Raw genomic sequence first — 24,514 nt, 5'->3', positions numbered from 1 at the left:
TAGGATTATCTCATTGCAATTAAAATGAAAAGAAATTGATGAAAACAAAGCTCAAATGTGTGATGCTGATTGATGACGATGAACCGACCGGCTTTTCGAATAAAATGGTAGTGGAAGAAATGAATTGTTCGGAGAGAATCCATGTTATTCCAAATGCTAAACTGGCACTTGAATACGTTAAGACAGCAACAAATAATAGCAGCGACCAATGTACTCCGGAATTGATTTTTCTGGATATAAACATGCCGGCAATGGATGGCTGGGAATTCCTGGCCGAATATGAGAAATTGTCTCAAGAACAAAAAAGTAAAGCGATCGTAGTGATGCTTACAACATCTTTTAACCCGGAAGATCGATTGCGTGCCATGCAAATTGAAAGTGTGGCAGCGTTCAGGAACAAGCCATTAACGACAGAAATTTTGCGGGAAATATTGGAAGAACATTTTCCTGATTATCTTTAGCAAAAGGGAAGATTATGCAGGAACCGATTGGCGGATTGTACGAACATGAGATCACCATTGAAGCAAGTGATATCGATGAGCTTGGACACGTAAACAATATCGTATATGTAAGATGGGTGCAGGAAGCCGCGGCGGCGCATTGGAATTACCTTGCAGATGAAGAAACAAAGCGAGAAAATGCGTGGGTGGTAGTGAGACATGAAGTTGATTATTTGAGTCCTGCACTTCTCACTGATACCGTGGTTGCAAAAACCTGGGTGGGTGAATCAGCGGCAGCGAAATCGGTGCGATACGTTGACATTTGTTCGGCCACGGGAAAAATATTTGCAAAAGCAAAAACGACGTGGTGCCTTTTAAGTGCACAGAACATGCGGCCCAAAAGAATAGATGAGAAAATGCTTGCAGTATTATTTAAAAAATAATGCCGATTGTTTGCAGCCGGCATTTACATCAGGTAAGAAAATCATTTAATCAGGTTGATCATTCATGGATTTCAATTTCTCCCTGAAAGCCTCTTCAATTCTCCGTTTCTTTTTCGAAGAATAAACTCTATCAATAATATTGGGTATTGCAACGCCCAAAGAAATTCCTAAAACGCTTAATATAGCTTTTATGCCCGGTTCGAATAATTGAATAAATGGTTCAATCTTGCTGGTGTCGGCAGTGTTTTGAGCGAAGGCTGTAAAGGCAAAAAGACCCATCATCGCTTTATAGGCGAGTACTCCCGGAACCAATGGTATTACAGAAGGAATAGAAATGACATATCCCGGAGTGTGCACTTTGTGTACCCAATAGATCGTCCAAATGCCAGCAGCCGCTGAGGCGCAGAATGTGGTCAGGGGCAAACTAACCTCGGCAGCCATTAACAGGTTCTTGGTGATCGCCGCTATTGCGCCGCCTGCCATGCATAATGCCAGTGTGCGTACGGGAACATTAAAAAGTATGGCAAACCCCGCCGCAGCAACAGCGCCTCCCAAAGCGCTGAGCCATATATTGGGCGCAATAAAGGCAGCTTTATAGGCTGGCGTATTCAAGAGTTTAAAGGCTGCCGTCATTCCAAATGCAAGGGCAACAATAGATAGCAGTGCAACCAGGCCACGGGTAAAACCTACAATAGTAAAACCATCTATCATGTCATCCAGCGAATTGATCAAGGGAACGCCAGGAATAAGAAAAAGCACCGATGCGAACACAGGCCGTTCCGGCGTTTGGCTGAAGTGAAAGGTTGCGGCGATGCAACTGATGAGCGTTGCTACAAACGCACTTGCGGCAATAACAACATAAACGTTGCTAACTCTTTTATGCAACCGCCGCCGTACAAAAAGAGCAGCTGATGCCGCTATAGTCGAAATAAAAACCGCTGGCCAGTCGCTTCCAAACAACAAACCAAATCCTCCGCATGCTAACCCGACAGACAAAATGATCAGCCATTCCGCATAGTGGTGCCCGATATTGGCAATGCGATCAAGTTCTTTTTCAAACTGGTCAAGTGAATATTGATTTTCCATTGCATGCCATGTTAACCTTGACACAGCAGAGACCGTGGTCATATTAACACCGTGCCCGAAGCATTTGCGGAACTTGGTGATTGATTTTTCCCCTTCATTTATATTTAACATGAGTGTAGTGTAGGTAATATGAAGATGAAATTTGTCTTCATCTATCCCCAGAAATAATACCACCCTTCGCAGATTTCGGTCAATGCGGTTGCTGTCTGCACCACTTTGTAGAAGCATTTGTCCTGTTCGTAACAACAGGTCCAGCTTTCTGGCTAAAGATTGTTCGCGTTTTTGTTTCTCAATTAACTCATGTATCGGCATGGATGTAACTGCATTTTTCGCGTTAAAGTATTTTTACAAAGTTGGCAATAGTTGTGGGTTTAACAATGACAAATAACAGTTTATTTGAATTTGATCAATTTACCTTTATTTGATCGGGGATATCATTAGGCTGACGAAAATGTTTACTGACTATCAGGAAAAATAATGCCGTTGGATCAAAACCCACCGGCATTTTTAAAAATGGATATATAACTAGGCGGCTAATTGTAAAACATATTCCTGTAGTTCTTCTTCAATAGCACTTTTAATTTCCGGAGCAATCGATGAGGCGGCTCCATCCATATACATCACTTCATGAGAGACGTCATCTACACCAAATATGTGAACCGGACCTCCATTATAGCTTACGCGAAATCTTTGCTTGTCTACCGCTATGTAAGGAGTCACAACTACGTGTACAGGGTTTTCGTTTACTGTTGCTATATCAAATTGAAATGTTTTTTGTCTGTTCTTTTTCATGGCTATTTTTTTATTTGATTAAATATTCATGAACATGTTTTCAATAAGCATGCCCTCCATGCCAATTTGCTGGGGAAAACAACGCTATTTAACACTGTTTATAGATACCCTTAACCAACCTTTAATATTGCGAGTAAATAGGTAAGGTTTTAGAGTAAATCCTGCCGCTTTTAATCTTATAAAAAATTGGATACAGAATCTAGGTGTTTCTACTCAATTAAATATTTAAGCATTTTAGCCTAACGTACAAGAATTTCACTCGAATATCTTTACAAGGCAGAGAAAATCGAAGGTTTAAAGCAAAGTAAAGAACAGAAAAAGCAAGCGTTATTTAAGCACAGATGGGCTCGGCAAAACCAAAAACTAAACGTAGCATCGTAATAATTATTCACTATGGTTTTCTGTAAAGCAAATGCTTATTTTAACAGTCTTTTGCTGCAGGAGACCCGGCTCAAAAAAGAAGGCTCTTAAAACAACCAAACTGGTCAACTTGTTACAGTCAAATAACGGGTAGACACAAACAACCCCTAAGCCCTGAGCCAATTGAGCAAAAACTAACACTCGAGAGAATTGACAATGAAACGTATTATTTACATAGTGCTTTTTGTACTTGGCTTACAAGCTATATCCAGTGCCCAGAATATAACTAACAAAGGAACCGAGTTCTGGACTGGCATGGGTCATACGGGTAGCATGGAGCGCTCATCCTGGTTTCCATCTGACACGCCCCGTTTTACAATCATTATCAGCACAGACAATCAACCAGCAAATGTTACGGTTAGTATTGATGGTACCGCCTACTCGAAGACATACAATGTGCCGGCTAATTCTGTTCTTACAACAGAGGAGATGCCTATTGGCGCAAGGGATGTTCCGGGCCAGCCTTATGACGCGATGTTGTACACAAGACCCGTCCTATGGGGCGGGACCAGCTCAGAAGGGCTTTTTACTAAAAAAGGTATTCATATTGTAAGTGATGTGCCCATCGTTGCCTATGCCTTCGCGCCTAATGAAGCAGCAGCGACAGCGACAATGTTGATACCCGTTAATTCCTGGGGGTACTCCTACAAAATAACCAGCGCAGATCAAAAGGTAAATAACTTTAGCGCCTACGAGCGCTACGGGTGGATTTTTGTCGTCGCCAATTATGATAACACAAAAGTCAGGATCACACCTTCACATAATACCAGGACCGGCCTTCCGGCAAATGTGCCGATAGATGTTACCCTGAACAAGGGACAGATCTACCAGATATTGGCTGGCGTAGACGACCCGAATATCTCCAATGATTTTAATGGAACAACGGTTAATTCGATTGCTAACAGTAATGGCGTCTGCTACCCGATTGCTACGTTCGTCGGCAGCAGCGGTGCATATGTTAATCTATGCAACACAACCACACTCGCCGAAGACGCCATGATGCAGCAAATGTTTCCAGTGGAGTCATGGGGCAGACGATATATTACTACGCCTTCGAGCAGAACTTCAAATTTTCGTGTGCACAATCTCAATATTTTCAGAGTTACCGTGAAGGACCCTTCTATTATTGTTAAGAGAAACGGTGTTCCCATGACGGGATTAAAAAGCAACTATTATGAATATGTTAGCAACACTTCCGATTATATAGAAGCGGATGGACCGGTGCAAGTTTTGCAAATATTCCCTTCGCAGGATGCATGTGGGTATGTGGGAAAAGGCGATCCCGAAATAATATTTTTGAGCCCTATAGAGCAAGGCATTAAAAAGGCAAATTTTTTACGCAGTGAAAAAGATAAAATTGATACAAACTTCCTCACGCTCAATATTCCTACAGCCGGTCTTTCTTCCTTGTTGATTGATGGTGCAGCGCCTCCGCCTTCAAATACCAATATTTATCCCAACCCAAATCTTCCGGGTTATTCGGTGGTTGTGAGATGCTGGGATACAAAGTCAAATGATGATCCCAGGCCGCCGCGCCAATGTACTGTGCAGAGTGATTCGGCGTTTAACGCGATTACCTACGGACTTGCCAGTTACCAAAGCTACGCTTATAATGTTGGAACGTATATCAATAACCTCAGCGGTTTGCCTTTTGTAAAGAACCAGTATGGCAAAATGCCGGATTCTACAAGTTCAGTTACCTGTGCCAATACACCTGTAGAACTGTCGGTTTTGATCCGTTACAAACCAAGTAAAATACTTTGGAACCTGAGTTCGATGTCTGGTGTAATGACGCCTGCAAAAGATACAGTTATTTTGTCGCCGCAGGATTCAGGCGTGGTAATGGTTTGGGGCGTTCCTTACTACAGGTATAAATTGCCTGGTATATATAAATTTACAAAACCAGGCACTTACGATCTTCCTGTATTTGCCTCGGCGCCGGGTGTAGAAGCCTGCGATAACACAGAGCCGATTTTTTATGAAGTGACGGTGAAAGGTGCGTTGCAAACGGATTTCGACATTGTGTTTGACGACAAGTGCGCCAATAGCAAACTGGTGAACTTTACAGCCAAAGATAAATTTACTGACGGCACCACCATACAGACATGGCAATGGAACTTCCTGAACGGCACGACGCCATTAACAGGTACAGGAAAAACACAATCGCTCACATTCAATGCCGGAAAAAACAGCGCAGAACTATTGGCTATAGATAATGTGGGATGTGCTGCAGACACCACCAAAACATTTGTAATTGGGGGCAAGCCCGCAGTTCCTGATTTTACAGTATCCGCTGTTAGTTGCGAGCAAACACAGTTAAGCATCAGCGAGAATACGGCTGTTACCGCTCAATCATATTACTGGAGCTACGGTGATGGCGTTGATTCTACATTAACAACAAATGGCAACGCAACATCACACGCTTACAAAAATGCCGGCACGGTAACCATCAAGCACGTGGCTAAGATCACCGATAACTGCATGAGCGATACAGCCACCAAAGTGATCACTATTTATGGTAAACCAAAACTAAACGTTGCGTATCCAAAAGGCTGCAGACCTGATGACGGCCTCATCAATTTTACGGGCAATGTAACTACAAGTGATAACCAGGCAATCTCCGCATACCTGTGGAATTTTGGCGATGCGGCTTCAACGCCTGCCAACCCAAATACCGCAACCACGGCAAACGCATCACATATATATGCGAACCCTGCAGTGTATAAATTGTTATTCAGCGCAACTTCTGCAAAAGGTTGTGTGAGCGATACTTCATGGGACGCCAGCTTCCAGCCAAAGCCAATTATCAGGTTCGACCCGATTGTGCCGCCGGCTGTTTGCCTGAATACGAAAGGAACAGTGTCTGTTGCATTCGCAACTGTTACCAATGGAGTAACAGGTAAGGGTTATTATAAAGGAGATGCAACAGATGCATCTGGCAACTTTACGCCATCTTCAACAACTGCAGGTAAGCATGACGTCTGGTACATCTATGGTTCTGACAATGGCTGTACAGATTCTGCCACGAATGCTATCTTCGTAAGACCGGTGCCACAGGCTGCATTTACAACATTGGCCGATGTTTGCTTTGGAGATAAATCCACTTTTACTGATCAGTCAACTATCAATACAGCTGCAGACCCAGCTGCTGCCATCCAATCATGGACATGGAACTTTGGTGATGGCAACCCTGATGTAACTTATACAAACGGTAATCCTTTTGATAAAACATTTGCGACCGCAAAATCATATTCCGTTACTTTAAAAGTTACGAGCAAAGATGGTTGTGTAAGCCCTGTGTCTACAAAACCGGTTAACGTGCATGTACTGCCAACCGCAGCGTTTGATTTGCCAACGGCCATCTGTATGCCGGGTGGTGATGCTGTGTTCACTAACAAAAGCACCAACACAGAGCCGGGCACATTGACGTATGACTGGCAGTTTGGTGATGGCGGTAACTCTGTTGCCCAAAGCCCAACGCACGTGTATGCGGCGCAACAAGCATACACCGTAACACTGAAGACAACTTCTGCATTCGGTTGTTTTGCAAATGCGAGCCAGCAATTAACGACCAACGTTTTCAAGCCAAAGCCGGTTGTAGCGTTTGATATTTCCGACAAAGGCCCTTGTGAAGGAGTAACTGTGCAATTCAGCGATAAGAGCACTTCTGCAGGTGCAGCTATCGCGGGGTGGAACTGGAGCTTTGGTGATGGAACTAACTCGTCCGTGCAAAACCCAGGCAAGCTGTACAACAAGTTTGGCACCTACGCCGTGTCATTAACGGTAACAGATAAAAACGGTTGTAGTGCAACTGGCGGCACAGCTGATGATAACGTGACAGTGCGCATTAAACCTGTGATCAATGCAGGTCCGGATCTTGCGGCAGAAGAAAATACATCTGTCATATTAAAGGCGACAGCTCAAAACGCGAGCCAGTTAAGCTATAGTTGGGCACCTGCTTCTTTGCTGAACAATCCCAACATTCTGAACCCATCATACTACGTGATACAAGATCAAATATTTGTGTTGACGGCAACAGATAAAGATGGCGTGTGTACAGCAACAGATGAAATGCTGGTGAAAATCCTGAGGCCCGTAAAAGTGCCGAATGTATTTTCTCCAAATGGTGATGGCATCAACGACACATGGAACATTAAGAACCTCGCCGATTACGTGGATTGCACAGTGAATGTGTTTAACAGGTACGGACAGAAAGTATATTCTTCTCATGGCTACACAGTACCATGGGATGGAAGAATGAACGGAGCCTCGCTGCCGGTGGGAACTTACTACTATGTGATCAATGTAAAGCAAGGCGAACCGGCAATGACGGGTTCGGTGACGATTATAAGATAGTTGAAAATTGAAAGTTGAAAATTAGTTGATGGTTATCAGACCTTAATAACAATTATTCGAAGTTGAAGCCTAACGACCAACAACTATAAACTAATAACTGTTGCTCATTTTCAACTTTCAATTTTCAATTAGGAAAGAAGTTGTTTTTCGACAAACAGGAATTAAGTGAATTGTTTGCAATGCTGAACAAAGGCATTCTTAATTCCTAATTCTTAATTCTTAATTCCGGCTTGTCCGGCACATGCATATTAGAGTAAAAATAGTAATAATGGCTTTTGTGCTGTTACATAATGGGTGGGCTTTTACTCAAACTCTTTCCAACAAAGGAAAGGAGTTTTGGGTAGGTTACGGGCACAACCAGCTTATGGAACCAGGCAAAGACAATTCGCAGGAAATGATTCTCTATTTCAGTGCGGAACAAGATGCCATTGTTACCGTTTCTATTAACGGTACAGCGTACACGAAAACGTATACCGTTCCCGTAAAAAGTATTGTGGCAAGCGATCTGATTCCGAAAGGCGTTTTCTCAACGCCTTCTTCTCCTATTGATGCAAGATTGTACACAGCGCCTCCGGGCTTTGGTGGCAGCGGCTCCGAAGGATTGTTTACGAAAGGGATTCACATTGAAAGCACCACCCCGATAGTCGCTTATGCACACATCTTTTCAAAAGACAATTCAGGTGCATCTATGTTGATACCTGTGGAAGCATGGGGCAACTCCTATATGTCGCTGAACACCCGGCAATTTTTTTCCGCTACTTATGGTGCGAGCAAAGACTGCTTTTCGTGGATGTATGTGATAGCAAAAGAAAACAATACTCGTATTCACATTGTGCCTTCTGTAGCAACACGCAACGGCCATGTGGCAAACGTGCCTTTTGAAGTAGATCTGCAAAAAGGACAGGTCTATCAAATTCTCGGCGCCGCAAAAGATAATGAAGCGAGCCTTGATCTTACCGGCACAAGTGTAACTTCTATTAGCAGCGGTGTAGAGCCATGTCATCCAATTGGCGTTTTTTCGGGAAGCAGTCAAACGCAAATTGCCTGCACAGGATTTAATGGAACAGGTGATAATTTGATGCAGCAATTGTTTCCCTATAATGCATGGGGCAAACAATATCTTACGGCGCCAAGCTGCGTGGACAATGCTCCAAAACAGCACAACCTCAATGTGTTTAGAATAATAGTAAAAGATCCCGCTACGGTTGTAACAAAAAATGGACAACGTCTATTTGGCATTAATGGCAACTACTACGAATATCAAAGTAATACCGCAGATTATATCCAGGCAGATCAGCCGGTAATGCTGGCGCAATATCTTCCTTCGATAAATGCCTGCGGTTACACCGGAGACGGCGACCCGGAAATGATCTATATAAGCCCGCTCGAACAGTCAATTGCCCACATCAATTTTCTCAGAAACAACAAGCAAAATATTAATGTCAATTACCTTTCCCTCATTATACCAAACGGTGGTTTGCCTACATTAAAAATAGATGGCGCAAACGGCGGCTATGATGATTTGTATGACCATCCGAATTACCCGGGCTATAGTGTTGTGATAAAAAGATGGAACGCAGCGCAGGCGCAATGCATAGTAGAGAGTGATTCTGCATTTACTGGTATTACTTATGGGCTAGGCGGTTCTGAATCATATGGTTACAACGCGGGAACAATGTTCGGCAACAAGAGTGGACTATCTTCTTTCAAAAACAAATACAGCTCAACCGACGAGCCGAACGCATATACTTGCGTGAAGACACCCGTTGAATTATCTGTATTAATGCGATACAAACCCGATCAGTTAAGTTGGCGCTTCAGCCAATTGTCAGGAGTTATTTCTCCGGCAAATGATTTAGTGATCAATGCGCCGGAGCCTGTAGCAACAACTACTGTAAATGGCGTCCAATATTTTAAGTACACGCTGCCCGGTTACTACACATTTGCCAGACCGGGCACATTCGATGTTCCGTTGTATGCTTCGGGAGCCAATGTGCCCACCTGTGATCAAACAGAAATAATAACGTATCAGGTATTAGTAAAGCCCGGTTATTCAACCAATTTCAATGTAGTGTTCAACAACTGCACCGCATCAGAAAACATCCGTTTCACAGGGGAGGATGTTTTTTCTACAAAAGAAAATATTAAAAGGTGGGAGTGGACTTTTTCCGACAACACAACTGCTTCGGGAAAAACTGTTGACCACATTTTCACGACAGGTAATCACTCGGCAGAATTACTGGCCATTGATTCTGTTGGATGCGCTGCAGACACTGTAAAAACTTTCAACAATTTCGACAGCAAGCCCACAGCTGCTTTCTCAGTTAACCCGGCAATAGTGTGCGAGGGAACAGAAAATATTTTCACGGATCAAAGCGTTGGCAACAGCCGCACCCTAAAAAGCTGGCACTGGAATTTTGCAGATGGAAGCGTTTCTACAGAACAAAACCCTGTAAAGCTATTTGCAGCGCCGGGTGCCTACAACGTTAGCCTTACAGTAACAGATGCTGCAGGCTGCGTTTCTGATCCGGCACAGAAAAATGTATTGGTAAATGCGAAGCCGGCGATTGACGCCGGTCCGTCATTTGCCGTGGCAGCAGGAGAAAAAATAACCTTTAAAGCAACGGCAAACAACAGTACAGATGTCAACTTTCGCTGGAGCCCGGCATCATTGCTGGACAACCCATCTATTCTTACACCAACATACACAGCGATACATGATCAAACATTTGTGTTAACAGCAACCGCAGGCGAAAGCGGTTGCACAGCCACAGATGAACTTACAGTGAAAATTTTGAGGCCGGTAAAAGTGCCGAATGCATTCAGCCCTAACGGCGACGGCATTAACGACTACTGGCAAATAGCCAACCTCACAGATTATGAAAAAGCAACGGTACAGGTGTACAACAGGTACGGACAATTGGTATACAGATCCGAAGGGTATGGCATTCCATGGGATGGAAAAGTAAATGGCGGTCCGCTTCCGGTAGGAACGTACTACTATGTCATTACGTTAAACAATGGGTTTGCTCCGGTAACGGGGTCGGTCACAATATTGAGGTGAAGTTGTTAGTTGTTAGAACGTGGAAAAATGACGGTAAACAACCCAATAACGAGCACTAACCCGTAAACGGCATTTATGGCAAAAATATCTGTAACAAACTATCCGGTTTTCGGGGAAAAGGTGTATTATGAGGTCAATAACGCTGTGGTGCTTGATGAATCAAAACCTGCGCTTGACCCGCTTGCCGAAATAAAAGCAAGCAACCCTTGGTAAAAACAAGACTTTCAAAATAAAAACAAGACTGTAGTGATGAAGAAGCTTTTGACATTTTGTGTAATTGGGATAGCGGCCTCGCTGAACGCAACTGCCCAGCAAAAACCTCAGTATACGCAGTATATCCTGAACCAATATATCATCAATCCTGCACTGACGGGAATTGAAAATTATACAGATGTGAAAATAAGTCACAGGCGCCAGTGGGTTGGTGTCGACGGCGCACCGGTGACAACCTATTTTACCATACAAGGACCGATCAACAAAAAAGATTACAGGACCACTGCCACTTCATTTGAAGTGCCGGGTGAGAACCCAAGGGGAACTGCGTATTGGCAGGATTATACCGCCGCCGAACCGCATCACGGTGTTGGCTTGCAGGTAGTGAACGATAAAGCAGGTCCCATCAACCGTTTTTCTGCAATGGCTACTTACGCCTATCATATAGGTATCAGTCCGAGAACAAGCCTGGCTGCGGGTTTTGCCGCGGGTATTGTTAATACAAGATTGAACACATCAATGCTTGATTTCGGTAATACGCAAATAGATCCTGCCGTGGCAAACGGGGGCAATATCAATAACATTAAGCCTGATTTCAGCGCAGGTTTATATTTGTATTCAGGCGAATATTTTGTGGGCTTATCTGCACAGCAAATCATTCCGCAAGACCTTACATTTTCTGATAATGTAGTTAGAAAAGAAACAGGTAAATCAGTGCCGCACATTTTCGCGACAGCTGGCTATCGTTTTCTCATTGGCGAAAATTTCAACCTGATCCCTTCCGTAATGGTGAAATATGTAAAACCTTCCCCCGTGCAGTTTGATGTAAATGCAAAACTGCAATACCTTGACAAAGCATGGATCGGCGCCAGCTACAGAAACGGTGATGGTTATGCGGGAATGGTAGGTGTCAATGTCTCTAACTTTTTCAACGTAGGTTATTCATATGACCATACCACATCCGGTCTGAACACAGTAAGTAAGGGCTCACATGAGATTATAATCGGCTTCTTGCTGGGCAACAAGTATGATGATAGTTGTCCGAAGAATGTGTGGTAGAAGATAATCTGATAAAAAGGATTTCAAATTAGAAGCTGTTCGGGATGTTCCGCAGTAGAACGACATGCGATTCGCTAACTTCAGCTGCATCCCTAAGCTGGCGCAGATAGAAGCGTAGCTATGAGCGTTGCGTTTCTGCGCCCTTGCTCCAAATTGAAGTTGTTAAAAATTTTCGCAATATGTTAGTGGCTGCCCGAATAGTAGTTAAAGGGCGTGTAAAATCTTCTCCACTTTCCCCACCTCTCGCTTTCCTATGACCTTGCTCATAAAACTTTTCCGCACTTACTCGTTAATTCGCGCCCTATTCGATGGTTGCCATTCAAATATTGAACTTTCTAATCTTATAGTTATGACTGATAAAAATCAGATGCACACATTTCACATTCCAGTAATGGGTTTGGCGTTTACCATTGATAGTCCCATCAAAGTGGCGGCGCTTGGTATTTCATCTGTGGTGTCTATAGTGGATGATGAGTTGATCGAAAAAATGCGTGCTTTCTATAGCCAGAAATTCACGCTGCCTTACAATGAGATCACGAAGAAGATAAAAGATTACAGGGCAAGCAGAATCACCGCGTATCTCAACATGATGGATGTGATTGTGACGAGCAAGTTCAATGCGTTCAAAGCTGAGATAACTAGCAGCAAAGTGGAGTTGGAAAAATACATTGCGACATTGCCCAATGCTTCGGAGTTTAAAAAAAATATTCAGCGCTTTATAGATGATGGCGCCGAAAGCATTAAAAATTATATCGAAGAAAATCTTTATCCCGGTAAGATTGATGTCAACATCATGACAAAGCTGGATAAGGACAACTTTGAAAAAGACGAGCAGTTGCCCATCATGTACAATGATGCGCATGCCGCATTGCGTGGGTTTGCCAACAGCACACTCAATTCATCGGTGGTGCTTTCTGCGGGCATGAATCCTCGCTTGTACAGCTACATAGAAAATTTCACAGATTTCTTCCCAGATGCAAACGGACAGTTAAAAAAGAAGATCATCATCAAAGTAAGTGACTACAGATCGGCAATGGTTCAGGGTAGCTTTTTAGCAAAAAAAGGAATTTGGGTTTCTGAGTTTCGTATTGAATCGGGGCTTAACTGCGGTGGACATGCTTTTGCAACAGATGGCTTTTTAATGGGTCCGGTGTTGGAAGAATTCAAAGAAAAGAAATCCCACTTGATACAAACCATGCACGACTTAATTGTAAAAGCATGGAACGATAAAAATATTACCATTCCAGCAACGCCTTTGAGCATAAAGATTACTGCACAAGGCGGCGTAGGTACAGCAGAAGAACATAGCTTTTTACTGGATCATTATCAATTGGATTCTGTTGGCTGGGGATCACCTTTTTTGCTGGTGCCTGAAGCTACAACGGTAGATGCATCAACTAGGAAATTAATGGCAAAAGCAAAAGAAGAAGATTTTTACCTCAGTAATATTTCTCCGCTTGGTGTGCCGTTCAACACTGTAAGAGGCATAAGCAATGAGTATTGGAAACAAGTCCGTATAGATGCGCAGATCGCAGGCAGCTCGTGTCCCAAAAAACATTTAGCACTCAGCAAAGAATACGATAGCCAAGGTATTTGCACCGCATCAAAAAAATACCAGGACATAAAATTAGCAGAGTTGAATGTTTTGAGCGGAGATATTTCTGCGAAGGAATATGAAGAGAGAAAAACTGCCATTACAGATAAATCCTGTCTTTGCGTGGGCCTTGCTAATTCAGCATATATGGAAAATGATGTTCCGGTAAAAGGTCAGCAACAAGGCGTAGTTATTTGTCCCGGTCCCAATCTTGCCTATTTCGATAAAGAAGTTTCTTTGAGTTCCATGACAAAACATATTTACGGCAATGAGAATGTTTTGCCTGATACAGATAGACCGCACATGTTTTTGAAAGAGCTCAAAATGTACATTGATAATTTGCAAAAAGAAATGGCATCGTCATTAAAGAGCGTTACTGAATTACAGATCAAAAAATGGAAGGCCTATAAAGTCAACGTCGAAGCAGGAATTGCCTATTATGAAAATCTGTTTTCGGGCTCTACCTATTTTTCAGGGATCAAAAAAAGCGTATTGACTCAACTTGAAAATTATAAGCATGCACTAGCAGCGATTGATATCGTAGCACCTGAAGCTGCTGTTGTATAAAATCTTGTATACAATCTTATTTATTGTTATAACTGAGTTGTTGTTTTCAGAATAGAAAAATCGGAGAAGAGACAAACAATTATATATTCGGAAAATGGTGAGTTTTCACCTATTAAAAAAGGAGCTGCATTAGTTGATGCAGCTCCTTTTTGTTGGAGAAAACATTTGAACCTATTATATCTTTCCGAAGTAGGCCACCATTTCTCCGTTGGTTAAAGTCTTAGCCGCTCCGGTGTTTACGTTGTAGATCTTGCAGCTAAACTGCATTTTTATTTTCAGATACAGTGTGCCGGTAATATCTCTCGCATCTTCCACACTAATGATTTTGAAAGTGCTTCCTGTTTGACTACCCGTGCCTGCCTGGCTGCTCCAGTAACCGCCAGATGCATCGCCCCAAACCACGACCACACCTTCTTTGTCTGCATCAGTCATCGGATTAGGCTTCGCATATGCATGATCTCCAATAGTGAAGAATGCCCTGAAGTAAGCGTCTGTACAATTATAATAATTATGAAGCACCCCAATATCAACATCAAGAGAAGTTGCAGTGGGCGGTTTAGGAACGCCGTTACCGTCATCAAATGCGATTCCGCCACCAAATATCACATCATCAGAGCCGGACAAACCTGACCCTGCAATGAAGCTGTTAGTATCTGTAACCTTTTCTGAATAAGCAACACCATCTATTGTTGCTTTATAATAAAGCGTTGCGTTGCCTACATTGCCACCGCCGCCAGAACCCGCTGCGTTAACGGTAACGGCAACCGTGCATATAGAAGAACCAGTGTTGAGATTAAAGTTATTGTTGCCTGCCGCCGCCGGAGTGCCTGTTGCAAGTAACTGAATGCTTTGATTGCCGGTTTGGGTAAAGGTTCCTGTTCCTCTGAAAGAGTAACCATTAACGGTGTTGGTAGAAAATTGCCAGCCGCCTATGGTTGTAACATTTACTGTAACGGTGATCATTGATGTGGCCGTCAAAGCGGTGCCGGCTACAAATGTGCCCGATACAACAGCGTCGGAGCAGTTATTGCTGGTAGGAACAAGACTGAACACAGCGGTGGAATTGCCAGTGCCGCCCTGGTCAAGATGTTCCTCGCTCACTTCCTTTTGACAACCGAATAAAAACAGCGCCAAAGCGAAGAATAAGGTTCGCAATGTGGTTTTCGGACCTAAGTGATAAGACATACTTTTGTGTTTTTTAGGAATAAGATGATAATGGTTTAGACTGGATACATGATGACCTTTTGCCATTGTTCATTTGACACAAATGAGTTGGTAAAATAATGAATTCCGCTGAAAAGAAAGATAGGTGGCTAGCTCATTTGTAGTACCCTTCCGCATTACTTGGCTACCAAACAAACTCCATCAAGCTTCACTCCATCCCAACCATTCAGCATAAACTGCCTTATGTTTTGATGATCAGTGCCGTTCAAATTATTTAAAACAGATTGATAGTGTTCTGCAAATAGGTAAAGCGTATCTTCTTTGCTAAGCTCATGTAGTTGAGCAAATGCAAACACTTTGGCACTGCCTTGATTTTGCGTTGCTTCATTTTGCACATCTCCATTTTTGAAAGCAGTCGGTGTGTGCTGATAATTAGTTTCTATAAACTCAAGCACTTCTTTGAATGAAACTTTATTGTCTTTTAAGTTTTTAATCAGGGTGGTTAATTGCTCTTGCATGCTATGATGTTATGTGGTTAGATTAATTTGTAAATCGAGTAAACAAAAAGTCAAAATTTAAAAGTCAAAAGGTTGTTCATGCGCTCAATTTTTTGACTTTTTAATTTTGACTTTTAAAATCTTGCCCATGAAAAAAGCCTACAAAATATACATTCTGTAGGCTTTTCTGCTCCCCCTGTTGGACTTGAACCAACGACCCTCTGATTAACAGTCAGATGCTCTAACCAACTGAGCTAAGGAGGAATTTCCCGTGTTGGGGTTGCAAAAATAGGGATTTCTGCTTTCCAACAAATAATTCGACAAGATTTTTTTAAAAGTTTTTTACAGCCACTTCAAAAAGCTCTTTTCTTCAAAGCCCACGTACACTTTTTCATCTTCAATGCGTACTGGCCAATGCTTTAAATAATAACCCTCGCCGCTCACATTACGTCCGTTTGTTATGCAAAACTTGTAGCGATGCAATGGACAAACAACATTTCCCAAAGCATCTATAAAACCATCCGCCATTATGCCGCTAGCATGCGGACACTTGTATGCAAAGGCAAATAATTCATCTTTATATTTTGCAACGCAAATTGTTTTGCCATCGGCTTCAGTAACAGCAATATTATTTTCACCAAAATGTATTTCTTCAACAGTGTCAGCTATTTTGTGCCACTTGTAATTTGCCATGTTTTTTTTGCTAGAGATTTAACCACGGAGATAGCAGAGGTTTTTTTCACAGAGGAAAGGAGGACTTCCCGTTGGAAATGATTTTTTCTCTATTGAAAGAATAAAAAAAGAAACTTTGACGGTGTTGCCGCATCAAATGAATGATAGGGCCACAATACAGCTCCTCCTTTCCTCTGTGAAAAAAACTCCTTCACTCTGTGGTTTAGAGATCAATACAAATATTCCGTCTTATACGGGTATCTTATTCGATACAGCTCCTTCACTTTTGTAAGGATCGTGTTGCGCAAGCCATCAATATTTTTTCTTTCAATAGCAGACACAAATACACAATTGCCTTGTGTATCATTTTCCCAGCGCTCTTTTAGTTCCACTAAAAGTTGCTCCTTAACATCATCTTCCAGCCATTCGTCAAACGTGTTTTTTTCGTACTGGTCCATTTTGTTGAAAACGGTAATCACCGGTTTGTCGTAAGCTTTCAGTTCCTGCAATGTTTTATTTACAACAGCCAATTGATCTTCATATTGTGGATGCGAAATGTCTACCACATGCATTAAAATATCTGCTTCGCGTACCTCATCCAACGTACTTTTAAAACTCTCAACGAGGTGGTGTGGCAACTTGCGAATGAACCCTACCGTATCACTCAACAAAAAAGGAGTTGTTTCAAAAACTACTTTCCGCGTCGTTGTGTCAAGTGTTGCAAACAATTTGTTTTCTGCGAAAACTTCACTCTTGCTTAAAAGATTCATAATGGTAGATTTACCTACGTTGGTATAACCCACCAGTGCCACGCGTATAAATTCCCCACGCTCTTTTCTTTGCGTGAAAGACTGTTTGTCAATTTCTGACAGACGCTTTTTCAGCAAGGTGATTTTGTCTTTAACGATACGACGGTCCGTTTCAATTTCCGTTTCACCGGGACCACGTGTACCAATACCACCACCTTGCCGCTCAAGGTGACTCCACATACCTTTAAGGCGAGGCAACAAATATTGATATTGCGCCAGTTCCACCTGCGTTTTCGCCTGTGCTGTTTTCGCACGGCGCGCAAAAATGTCGAGAATAAGATCTGAGCGGTCAATCGTCTTAACCTTCAGTTCTTTTTCAATATTTGTGATCTGCGAACCGGTAAGCTCATCGTCGAAAATGGCAAGCGTAACGCCTCTGCTCGTGATATAGTCCTTTATTTCTTCCAGTTTTCCCTTGCCTACAAAAGTGCGGCTATCGGGATGTGCCAGCTTTTGTGTAAATCGCTTAACTGCAATGGCTCCGGCCGTTTCAGCCAGAAAAGCCAGTTCGTCCAGGTATTCCTGCACCTGGAATTCTGTTTGTTCTTTGTAAACCAATCCAACCAGAACAGCTCTTTCTTCCTGCTGAACAATGTTTTTCTTATCAATCACTCTTATAAAAAATTAATGGGCAAAAATAGAAAAATAAAAAGCGAACGGCGTATTTGCACCGTTCGCTTTTCAAATTATGTTTTAAATCCAATATCGCTTAGTCTGTTCGGATGAGCTTGCCGAAGCCTACAAACCGCTTACTACTAAACCAATTGAGTAAGGGTTGATCGCAGGTCCCATACCATCTTTAACCGTGCTGGTGATCTGGTAGTCGAAGTGAATACCAAGGAAACCATAGCCAAGTCTTGCAGTCGCAGCGATTTTGGTAGTATTGAAATATCTTTTGGAAGCTTCTTTCTCAGTATAGTTATTAATCGTTTGTCCGTCAGAGTTTTGCAGGGTCTTACCCTTCGTGTGTGCATTTACAAGGAAGCCAACTTTGATACCCGCAGCTGCTTTGAAGCTTTTGTTTGTGTTCTCCGGATTGCTTACAAAACGCAGTTCCAAAGGCACCTCAATATAGTTGGTAGAAAGTTTGAATTTTTTGAAATGGTCCGTCTGAGATTTATCAGGGAAAGGCAATTGAGAAGTAAGCGCTGTAATGGCAACTTCCTGTTTGTTAAAAAAGATATTGCTGCTTCCTACACCCAACCCTGCGCCAATGCTAAAGCGAGGATCTGTTTTAAAAGGCATGTCATACATGAAGTACATATTGAAATGGCGGCTAAAACCTTTTGTGTTGATACTATCCGGAGCGGCGGCCCATCCGTCATAACCGAATTGTATCATAAAGTGATCATTAGCACGATTGCCAAGGTTCACTTTGCTCCAGTCTTTTTTTGTAGGAGTCTTGCTCGTCGTCGTCGATGGTGTTCCGGTTTGCGCAGTTGCAATGTTTACAAGGGTAAAAGCCAAAGCTGCCAGTACAAATTTTTTCATATTAGTATTAAAGTAGGCAAATGTATTTTTTTTTGCGAATGAAAGCGTAAACGCTGATTGTTAAAAAGTTTAAAAAACGGTCTATAACTAAAAAAGGTTCCAGTTTTTTAATTCTGAAACCTTTGTGGGCCCACCTGGGCTCGAACCAGGGACCACCTGATTATGAGTCAGGTGCTCTAACCGACTGAGCTATAGGCCCTCAGAGCGGCGCTCTAAATGAGCGGCAAAAATATAAAAAAAACAAACCCATCCAAGAAATAGTTTGCTTTTTTAGAAATCTCCACGGGAAGGCTACCACGCAGTTGGTAATTAATAATTAAAAATTAATAGGGTTGCAGCCATTGGAGAGCACATCTTTATTTTAGCCAACCTAAAGTCAAACACGCTAGTATTGCAGATAGATCAAAGGTTTAGAGGGGTTCTCTATTAATTATTAATTGTTAATTATTAATTACATATAAACTTCATAGTTTTGTAATGCTTATGAACAACGACAGGCTGCACATACGAGAGTTGGTAGAAAGAATTGCCGTTCATAACGATCAGCAGGCATACAAGCAGTTTTTCTGCATGTTTCAAAGCCGTCTCCGTCAGTTTGCCTACTCAGTTATTAAGTCACACGAAATTGCCGAAGAAATCACTTCAGATGTTTTTATTAAGATTTGGAACAAAAGAACCTCATTGTTAAATATTGACAACATCGTTCTATACTTATATATAAGCGTCAAAAATCAGTCACTCAATTATCTCTCTCAAAAATCAAAAGAAAACGTTTTCTTTTCCGATGAAATTTTGGTGGAAATGAAAAGCATTTATTTTGATCCGGAACAATTAATGATCACTGCAGAAATGATGCGCCGGGTGCAAATGGCCATCCTTCACTTACCACCCAAATGCCGCCAGATTTTTAAACTGGTAAAAGAAGATGGACTTCGTTACAAAGAAGTGGCTGAGCTGCTGGGTATCTCCTTAAAGACAGTTGAGGCGCAAATGTCCATCGCACTTCGCAGAGTGGCACAAAGTATTCATTTTGATATTAATGCTTCAGTATCATCTTACTTGGGAAAGTAAGCGTGGGTGTTTCGCGTTAAGCAAAAAAACTTTGAGATCTTTTAGGGGTAAAACATCGAACCTTCTGTCCTAGTACAAAAGGCACCACCATTCATGTCACAAGAAAGATTTTGGGAACTTATAGCGAAGAAGTTATCCGATGAAGCAACATCGGATGAGTTGAATGAATTGGAGTTGCTCATGCGCAACAATCCCGAGTGGCAATATGCCATGCAAAACATGCAGGACTTATGGAACCTGCAACCGAAAGAGGCTTACAACAGTGACCTGGCATTTGAATATCATTTGCAGAAAATGAATGCAGCGGGTATTGAATTGGACAACTTTACGGGAGAAGAGCCTGAAGAAGCTGAATCTCCGAAACGCATTTTCACAAGAAAACTATGGCTTCCAATTTCTGTCGCAGCTACAGTGATCATTGCTGTTGGGTTGATATTCAAGCCACGCAAACACAATTCAGATAAAAATCTTGGTTCATTAGCAGCGTCTAACCTTAGCGAGGTGTCTACCAAAATAGGATCAAAGTCAAAGCTGGTTTTACCGGAAGGTACCACTGTGTGGTTAAATGCCGGTAGCAAACTCACTTATAATAAAGAGTATGATGTTGAGCTAAGAGAGGTAGATCTTTCCGGCGAAGCTTTCTTTGATGTAGTGAAAAGTGCCGACAAACCCTTTATTATTCATACAGAAAGAATAGATATCAGGGTGCTTGGCACATCTTTTAATGTGAAATCCTATCCGGGAGAACAAACAACAGAAACCAGCCTCATAAAAGGGAAGGTTGAAATTTCAATTCGCAACAGACCGTCTGAAAAAATTATTTTACAACCTAATGAAAAATTAATTGTAAATAATCAGGACACTCTCCACAAACACAATAACTCTAATAAAGCAACTCCCCTTGTAGCCGTAGAAAATGTCACACGTTTGGATGATGACAGTACCATTGTGGAAACTTCATGGGTTGACAACAAACTGGTATTCAGCGACACAGATTTTGAGGAGATAGTAAGGCAAATGCAAAGGTGGTATGGGATTTCGATAGAGCTTAAGAATGAACCCTTAAAAAAAATGCGTTTCTCCGGTACGTTTACGCATGAAACTATTACCCAGGCTTTGGATGCCATGAAGATCACTACTGTATTTCATTATACCATAAATGATAACAGCTCGATTGTTATAACGCCATAAATTAAACATGCTATATGAAAACCCTCCAAAATTCTTCTTAGAACACTAAGCATAAAAAACGGGAAATGTTGCAGCATTCCCCGCCAAAAGGCTCAGACATTTTCAGCGACGAAAAAGCAAACCTCGTTGATGCGGATTGCTATTGACTTAACCTTTCAAATGGAAAGTAATGAAAAAAAAACAACACCCAAACGTTTTTTGGGAAAAATGCGCCTATTCCAAGATTACCCGTGTTATGAAATTAACGATTGCAATAATGATATTTGCCTGCCTGCACGTTTCCGCAGGAGGCTTTTCGCAGGAAAAAGTATCGCTCGACCTGCAGTCAGTTTCCTTAAAAAAAGTGCTTAGCACAATTGAAAAAAAGAGCAGTTTCAGATTTCTCTACAATGAAACTGTCGTTGCAAATACGCCGGCTGTAAGTATTGTAGCCGCAAACGAAGACGTCAAATCAGTGTTGCACAAAATATTTGCCAATACACATATTGATTACAAAATACTCGACAACAATCTTATCGTACTTAAAGAAGGCTCCGGCGCAGAAGTGGCTGCAGATGTTCCAGCGCCTAACATAAGAGTAACGGGAACGGTAACCTCTTCACAGGGAGGTTCGCCTTTGCTCGGCGTTTCTGTCCAGGTAAAAGGCAAAGCAACCGGAACGGCCACGGATGTAAACGGAAATTTTTCACTTAACAATGTATTGGAAACAGATGTACTCGTGTTCAGCTCTGTTGGTTTTGAAACATTGGAAGTACCTGTAGCGGGCAAAGTAGTTTTGAATGTGGTCCTGCAACCATCTAACCGCGAACTTGACCAGGTGGTAGTAGTTGGATATGGTACAGCAAGAAGAAGAGACCTCACCGGTGCTGTTGCCAGCATCAAAGGAGCTGATCTTGCAAGTCAGCCGGTGTTAACCGCAACACAGGCATTGCAAGGTAAAGCAGCCGGCGTGCAGATCATTAGTTCTGGTGCGCCAAATTCAAATCCCGCAGTGCGTATAAGAGGTACGGGTTCTATGTTGGCGGGAGCCAATCCGTTGTATGTTGTTGATGGTGTTATTACAGATGATATTACTAATATCAACAACGCAGACATCGTTACGATGGATGTTTTGAAAGACGCATCTTCAACCGCTATATATGGTGTGCGTGCCGCAAACGGTGTGATCATCATTACAACTAAAAAAGGCCGCTCAGGAAAAATGCAGATCAGCTACGATGGTACTGTAGGTGTAAAAGAAGCCGCACACCTGGTAAACATGGCTGGTTCAAAACAGTACACAGGTTACATTAATGAAGCCAGCAGATATTATGGAAGTACAGATGATCTTGTTGATACCACATTATTGAAAAATGGCTACAACACAGACTGGTACGATGCTATCTTGCGCCAGGCACTGCAACAAAATAATAACTTATCCATCTCCGGAGGTAGCGATAAGATTAACTATTTCTTAAGTGCAGGTTATTTAATTGACAACGGCATTGTAAAAAATAACAACTTCAAGAGATTTACACTGCGTTCAAATAATGAATACAAGATCAGCAATAAATTAAGATTAACAACACTTATTTCTTTCAGCAATGGTGTGCTGGACGACGTTGATCTTAGCTCTGCTTCTGGTAACGCTTACAGAGCTACACCGCTTATCCCGCCAATGGTAAATGGAAAGTACGGTAATACATCTGCTTTCCAAAACGTGGGTAACCCTGTGCTTGATATAGACAAAAATTATAACCGGGGAAATGACAGCCGCTTCCAGGGTGCTGCTACACTGGAATACAAGATCACAAAGTGGTTGACATTTAATTCAAACCTTGGAGTGGATCTTGACTTCTATAAGAATACACAATACAAATATCAATACAATGCCGACAGTACCATCTTCATCCAAACAGGAGGTAATCAGGAACAGGCAGTGAGCACACTCGCCATGACAAAGAACGATGCCAACAGATGGATATGGGACAATACCCTAACCGCAGCCAAAAAGTTTGGTGATCACAACTTTAGACTGATGGTAGGTACAACAGCTGAAAAATTCAACTTCAATCGCTTGTATGGTTACAGACAGGGCGTGCCTGCACAACAAAGTCAGTGGTATCTTAATACAGGTTTGGACAGCACACAAAAGAACAATGGTTCGGGAGATAAATGGTCACGCAACTCATATATCGGAAGATTGAATTACGATTACAAAGACAAATATCTCATTACGGCTACATTGCGTGCAGATGGTAGTTCCCGTTTCCCTTCCTACAACAGATGGGGATATTTTCCTTCAGTAGGTGTGGGTTGGAATATTTCTTCAGAAGACTTCATGAAGGATCAAAAAACATTTGATTACTTAAAGTTGAGAGCGAGCTGGGGTAAAGTAGGTAATGATAATATTCCATCTGCTGCCTTCCTTGACCTCGCTACATCTAATCTTCAGTATGGGTACCTTGGTAATGGCATAGCATTCACCAACGTCGTCGACCCAAATTTAAAATGGGAAGAAACAGAAGAAATTGATTTGGGCGTAGACTTCTCCGTACTTGATAAACGCTTAACAGGTACTATCGATCTATACCACAAAAAAGTTAACGACGCGTTGATCAACATAGTTCCAAACGGCGCGCTGGGTGATCAAGACAACAAGATTCTTACCAACGCCGCTTCGATACTAAATAAGGGTATAGAACTTGGCTTGAACTGGGCCGACAAAGCCGGTAAAGAATGGAGCTATAACATAAACGCCAACGTTGCATTTAACCACAACGAAGTGGCCGGTCTTTCAGGTGGTCAGGCATTGTCAGATGGAGATATAGCCGGCCAGGGATTTGTGACACTGTCACCAAGCGGCCAGCCAATTGCCAGTTACAATGTGTTGCAGGTAATGGGTGTGTTCCAGAGCCAGGCAGAAATTGACGGATACAAAAACAAGGATGGTAAAGTAATTCAACCCAATGCAGTGCCCGGTGATTTTAAATACCAGGACACTAACGGCGACGGTACCATTTCTGCAGCTGACAGAGTGCTGGTAGGTTCCTATCAACCTAAGATAATTTATGGTATCAATGGTGGAGTAACATATAAAAGCTTTGATCTAAGCATAGGAACTTACGGAACTTCCGGAGGAAAGATCTACAATGCTAAAAAAGCATTAAGAGATAATGCGAACCAGTTGGAAAATATGGAATCAGATGTTGTAACAAACAGATGGACCGTTACCAATAAAACAAACGCTGAACCACGTGCATCAATCACTCAAATGCCTGCCTCTACTTACTTTGTTGAGAATGGCAGCTTCTTTAGAATCAATAACCTTACAATAGGATACACTTTGCCTGCAAAGTCATTGGAACAAGCAAAAATCACAAAACTTCGCGTATATGTTGCCGCACAAAACCTGGCAACATTCACAAAGTATAAAGGATTTACACCTGAGTTTTCTTCTGTAACAGCCCAGGCAAGTTCATTAAAAGGCGATCCGTTGAGCGCAACAAATCAATCGAATCTCGGTATCACAAATGCAGGTGTGGATGTAAACACATATCCAACAATACGTACCTGGGTATTTGGCCTCAATCTTGGTTTTTAACT

General features: G+C 42.2%; 17 protein-coding genes and 2 tRNA genes. 10 read left to right on the top strand and 9 right to left on the bottom strand.

Translation table 11 applies throughout. From position 1 onward, the window contains the following. Positions 1–38 precede the first annotated feature (38 nt). A complete protein-coding gene (locus tag QJ048_RS03235) occupies positions 39–461 on the top strand; it encodes a response regulator (RefSeq protein WP_282332891.1) in 423 nt (140 codons plus the stop codon). A 14-nt stretch (positions 462–475) separates the two neighbouring features. Beyond that, positions 476–883 (top strand): acyl-CoA thioesterase, encoded by a 408-nt coding sequence (locus QJ048_RS03230; protein WP_282332890.1) that lies wholly within the window; start codon positions 476–478, stop codon positions 881–883. A 45-nt stretch (positions 884–928) separates the two neighbouring features. Here the strand turns inward: QJ048_RS03230 and QJ048_RS03225 are convergent, their stop codons facing one another. Continuing rightward, positions 929–2,281: a threonine/serine exporter family protein gene (locus QJ048_RS03225; protein ID WP_282332889.1), complete on the bottom strand. Its 1,353-nt coding sequence runs from the start codon at positions 2,279–2,281 to the stop codon at positions 929–931. Between the two features lie 213 nt (positions 2,282–2,494). Next, entirely contained in the window at positions 2,495–2,761 is a 267-nt protein-coding gene (locus QJ048_RS03220; protein WP_282332888.1) for a hypothetical protein, read from the bottom strand. Positions 2,762–3,337: 576 nt separating this feature from the next. On the opposite strand from QJ048_RS03220, the gene QJ048_RS03215 reads away from it, so the two are divergent. The 5 genes from QJ048_RS03215 (at position 3,338) to QJ048_RS03195 (ending at position 14,034) form a co-directional block, all read left to right on the top strand. After that, on the top strand, positions 3,338–7,537 hold the full coding sequence (locus QJ048_RS03215) for a PKD domain-containing protein (RefSeq protein ID WP_282332887.1): 4,200 nt from the start codon (positions 3,338–3,340) through the stop codon (positions 7,535–7,537). A gap of 268 nt (positions 7,538–7,805) precedes the next feature. Beyond that, positions 7,806–10,601: a PKD domain-containing protein gene (locus QJ048_RS03210; RefSeq protein WP_282332886.1), complete on the top strand. Its 2,796-nt coding sequence runs from the start codon at positions 7,806–7,808 to the stop codon at positions 10,599–10,601. A 75-nt stretch (positions 10,602–10,676) separates the two neighbouring features. Then, complete coding sequence (locus QJ048_RS03205) at positions 10,677–10,814, top strand: hypothetical protein (RefSeq protein WP_282332885.1); 138 nt, start codon at positions 10,677–10,679, stop codon at positions 10,812–10,814. 36 nt (positions 10,815–10,850) lie between these two features. Then, complete coding sequence (locus QJ048_RS03200; RefSeq protein ID WP_282332884.1) at positions 10,851–11,873, top strand: PorP/SprF family type IX secretion system membrane protein; 1,023 nt, start codon at positions 10,851–10,853, stop codon at positions 11,871–11,873. 349 nt (positions 11,874–12,222) lie between these two features. Continuing rightward, positions 12,223–14,034: a hypothetical protein gene (locus QJ048_RS03195; RefSeq protein ID WP_282332883.1), complete on the top strand. Its 1,812-nt coding sequence runs from the start codon at positions 12,223–12,225 to the stop codon at positions 14,032–14,034. 174 nt (positions 14,035–14,208) lie between these two features. Here QJ048_RS03195 and QJ048_RS03190 read toward each other — a convergent pair whose 3' ends face one another. From QJ048_RS03190 to QJ048_RS03160, 7 genes are all read right to left on the bottom strand, one after another. After that, entirely contained in the window at positions 14,209–15,219 is a 1,011-nt protein-coding gene (locus tag QJ048_RS03190; protein WP_282332882.1) for a hypothetical protein, read from the bottom strand. 155 nt (positions 15,220–15,374) lie between these two features. Next, positions 15,375–15,716: a HopJ type III effector protein gene (locus QJ048_RS03185; protein WP_282332881.1), complete on the bottom strand. Its 342-nt coding sequence runs from the start codon at positions 15,714–15,716 to the stop codon at positions 15,375–15,377. Positions 15,717–15,885: 169 nt separating this feature from the next. Beyond that, positions 15,886–15,959 (bottom strand) — tRNA-Asn (locus QJ048_RS03180). 78 nt (positions 15,960–16,037) lie between these two features. Further along, positions 16,038–16,388 carry a Rieske (2Fe-2S) protein gene (locus QJ048_RS03175; RefSeq protein ID WP_282332880.1) on the bottom strand — a complete coding sequence of 117 codons (351 nt, stop codon included), beginning with the start codon at positions 16,386–16,388 and terminating at the stop codon, positions 16,038–16,040. A gap of 209 nt (positions 16,389–16,597) precedes the next feature. Then, positions 16,598–17,788 (bottom strand): GTPase HflX, encoded by a 1,191-nt coding sequence (gene hflX / locus QJ048_RS03170; protein WP_282332879.1) that lies wholly within the window; start codon positions 17,786–17,788, stop codon positions 16,598–16,600. Positions 17,789–17,914: 126 nt separating this feature from the next. After that, a complete protein-coding gene (locus QJ048_RS03165; protein WP_282332878.1) occupies positions 17,915–18,667 on the bottom strand; it encodes an outer membrane beta-barrel protein in 753 nt (250 codons plus the stop codon). A 125-nt stretch (positions 18,668–18,792) separates the two neighbouring features. After that, positions 18,793–18,866, bottom strand: a tRNA-Ile gene (locus QJ048_RS03160). Between the two features lie 278 nt (positions 18,867–19,144). Between QJ048_RS03160 and QJ048_RS03155 the strand changes: the two genes are divergently transcribed. The 3 genes from QJ048_RS03155 to QJ048_RS03145 all read left to right on the top strand — a co-directional run bounded on the left by QJ048_RS03155 (position 19,145) and on the right by QJ048_RS03145 (position 24,512). Further along, a complete protein-coding gene (locus QJ048_RS03155; RefSeq protein WP_282332877.1) occupies positions 19,145–19,738 on the top strand; it encodes an RNA polymerase sigma-70 factor in 594 nt (197 codons plus the stop codon). A 93-nt stretch (positions 19,739–19,831) separates the two neighbouring features. Next, on the top strand, positions 19,832–20,929 hold the full coding sequence (locus QJ048_RS03150; protein WP_282332876.1) for a FecR family protein: 1,098 nt from the start codon (positions 19,832–19,834) through the stop codon (positions 20,927–20,929). A gap of 169 nt (positions 20,930–21,098) precedes the next feature. Next, a complete protein-coding gene (locus QJ048_RS03145) occupies positions 21,099–24,512 on the top strand; it encodes a TonB-dependent receptor (protein ID WP_282332875.1) in 3,414 nt (1,137 codons plus the stop codon). Positions 24,513–24,514 lie beyond the last annotated feature (2 nt).

The sequence above is a fragment of the Pinibacter soli genome (genome assembly GCF_029961145.1).
Taxonomy (GTDB): Bacteria; Bacteroidota; Bacteroidia; order Chitinophagales; family Chitinophagaceae; genus Pinibacter; species Pinibacter soli.
Note: the sequence above shows the minus strand (reverse complement) of the source record. Positions and strands in the feature narration are given on the sequence as shown.

Excerpts from the sequence above, each read along its gene's own strand:
- QJ048_RS03235 (WP_282332891.1), top strand. The coding sequence starts at position 39 with ATGAAAACAAAGCTCAAATGTGTGATGCTGATTGATGACGATGAACCG.
- QJ048_RS03230 (WP_282332890.1), top strand. The coding sequence starts at position 476 with ATGCAGGAACCGATTGGCGGATTGTACGAACATGAGATCACCATTGAA.
- QJ048_RS03225 (WP_282332889.1), bottom strand. The coding sequence starts at position 2,281 with ATGCCGATACATGAGTTAATTGAGAAACAAAAACGCGAACAATCTTTA.
- QJ048_RS03220 (WP_282332888.1), bottom strand. The coding sequence starts at position 2,761 with ATGAAAAAGAACAGACAAAAAACATTTCAATTTGATATAGCAACAGTA.
- QJ048_RS03215 (WP_282332887.1), top strand. The coding sequence starts at position 3,338 with ATGAAACGTATTATTTACATAGTGCTTTTTGTACTTGGCTTACAAGCT.
- QJ048_RS03210 (WP_282332886.1), top strand. The coding sequence starts at position 7,806 with ATGGCTTTTGTGCTGTTACATAATGGGTGGGCTTTTACTCAAACTCTT.
- QJ048_RS03205 (WP_282332885.1), top strand. The coding sequence starts at position 10,677 with ATGGCAAAAATATCTGTAACAAACTATCCGGTTTTCGGGGAAAAGGTG.
- QJ048_RS03200 (WP_282332884.1), top strand. The coding sequence starts at position 10,851 with ATGAAGAAGCTTTTGACATTTTGTGTAATTGGGATAGCGGCCTCGCTG.
- QJ048_RS03195 (WP_282332883.1), top strand. The coding sequence starts at position 12,223 with ATGACTGATAAAAATCAGATGCACACATTTCACATTCCAGTAATGGGT.
- QJ048_RS03190 (WP_282332882.1), bottom strand. The coding sequence starts at position 15,219 with ATGTCTTATCACTTAGGTCCGAAAACCACATTGCGAACCTTATTCTTC.
- QJ048_RS03185 (WP_282332881.1), bottom strand. The coding sequence starts at position 15,716 with ATGCAAGAGCAATTAACCACCCTGATTAAAAACTTAAAAGACAATAAA.
- QJ048_RS03175 (WP_282332880.1), bottom strand. The coding sequence starts at position 16,388 with ATGGCAAATTACAAGTGGCACAAAATAGCTGACACTGTTGAAGAAATA.
- QJ048_RS03165 (WP_282332878.1), bottom strand. The coding sequence starts at position 18,667 with ATGAAAAAATTTGTACTGGCAGCTTTGGCTTTTACCCTTGTAAACATT.
- QJ048_RS03155 (WP_282332877.1), top strand. The coding sequence starts at position 19,145 with ATGCTTATGAACAACGACAGGCTGCACATACGAGAGTTGGTAGAAAGA.
- QJ048_RS03150 (WP_282332876.1), top strand. The coding sequence starts at position 19,832 with ATGTCACAAGAAAGATTTTGGGAACTTATAGCGAAGAAGTTATCCGAT.
- QJ048_RS03145 (WP_282332875.1), top strand. The coding sequence starts at position 21,099 with ATGAAAAAAAAACAACACCCAAACGTTTTTTGGGAAAAATGCGCCTAT.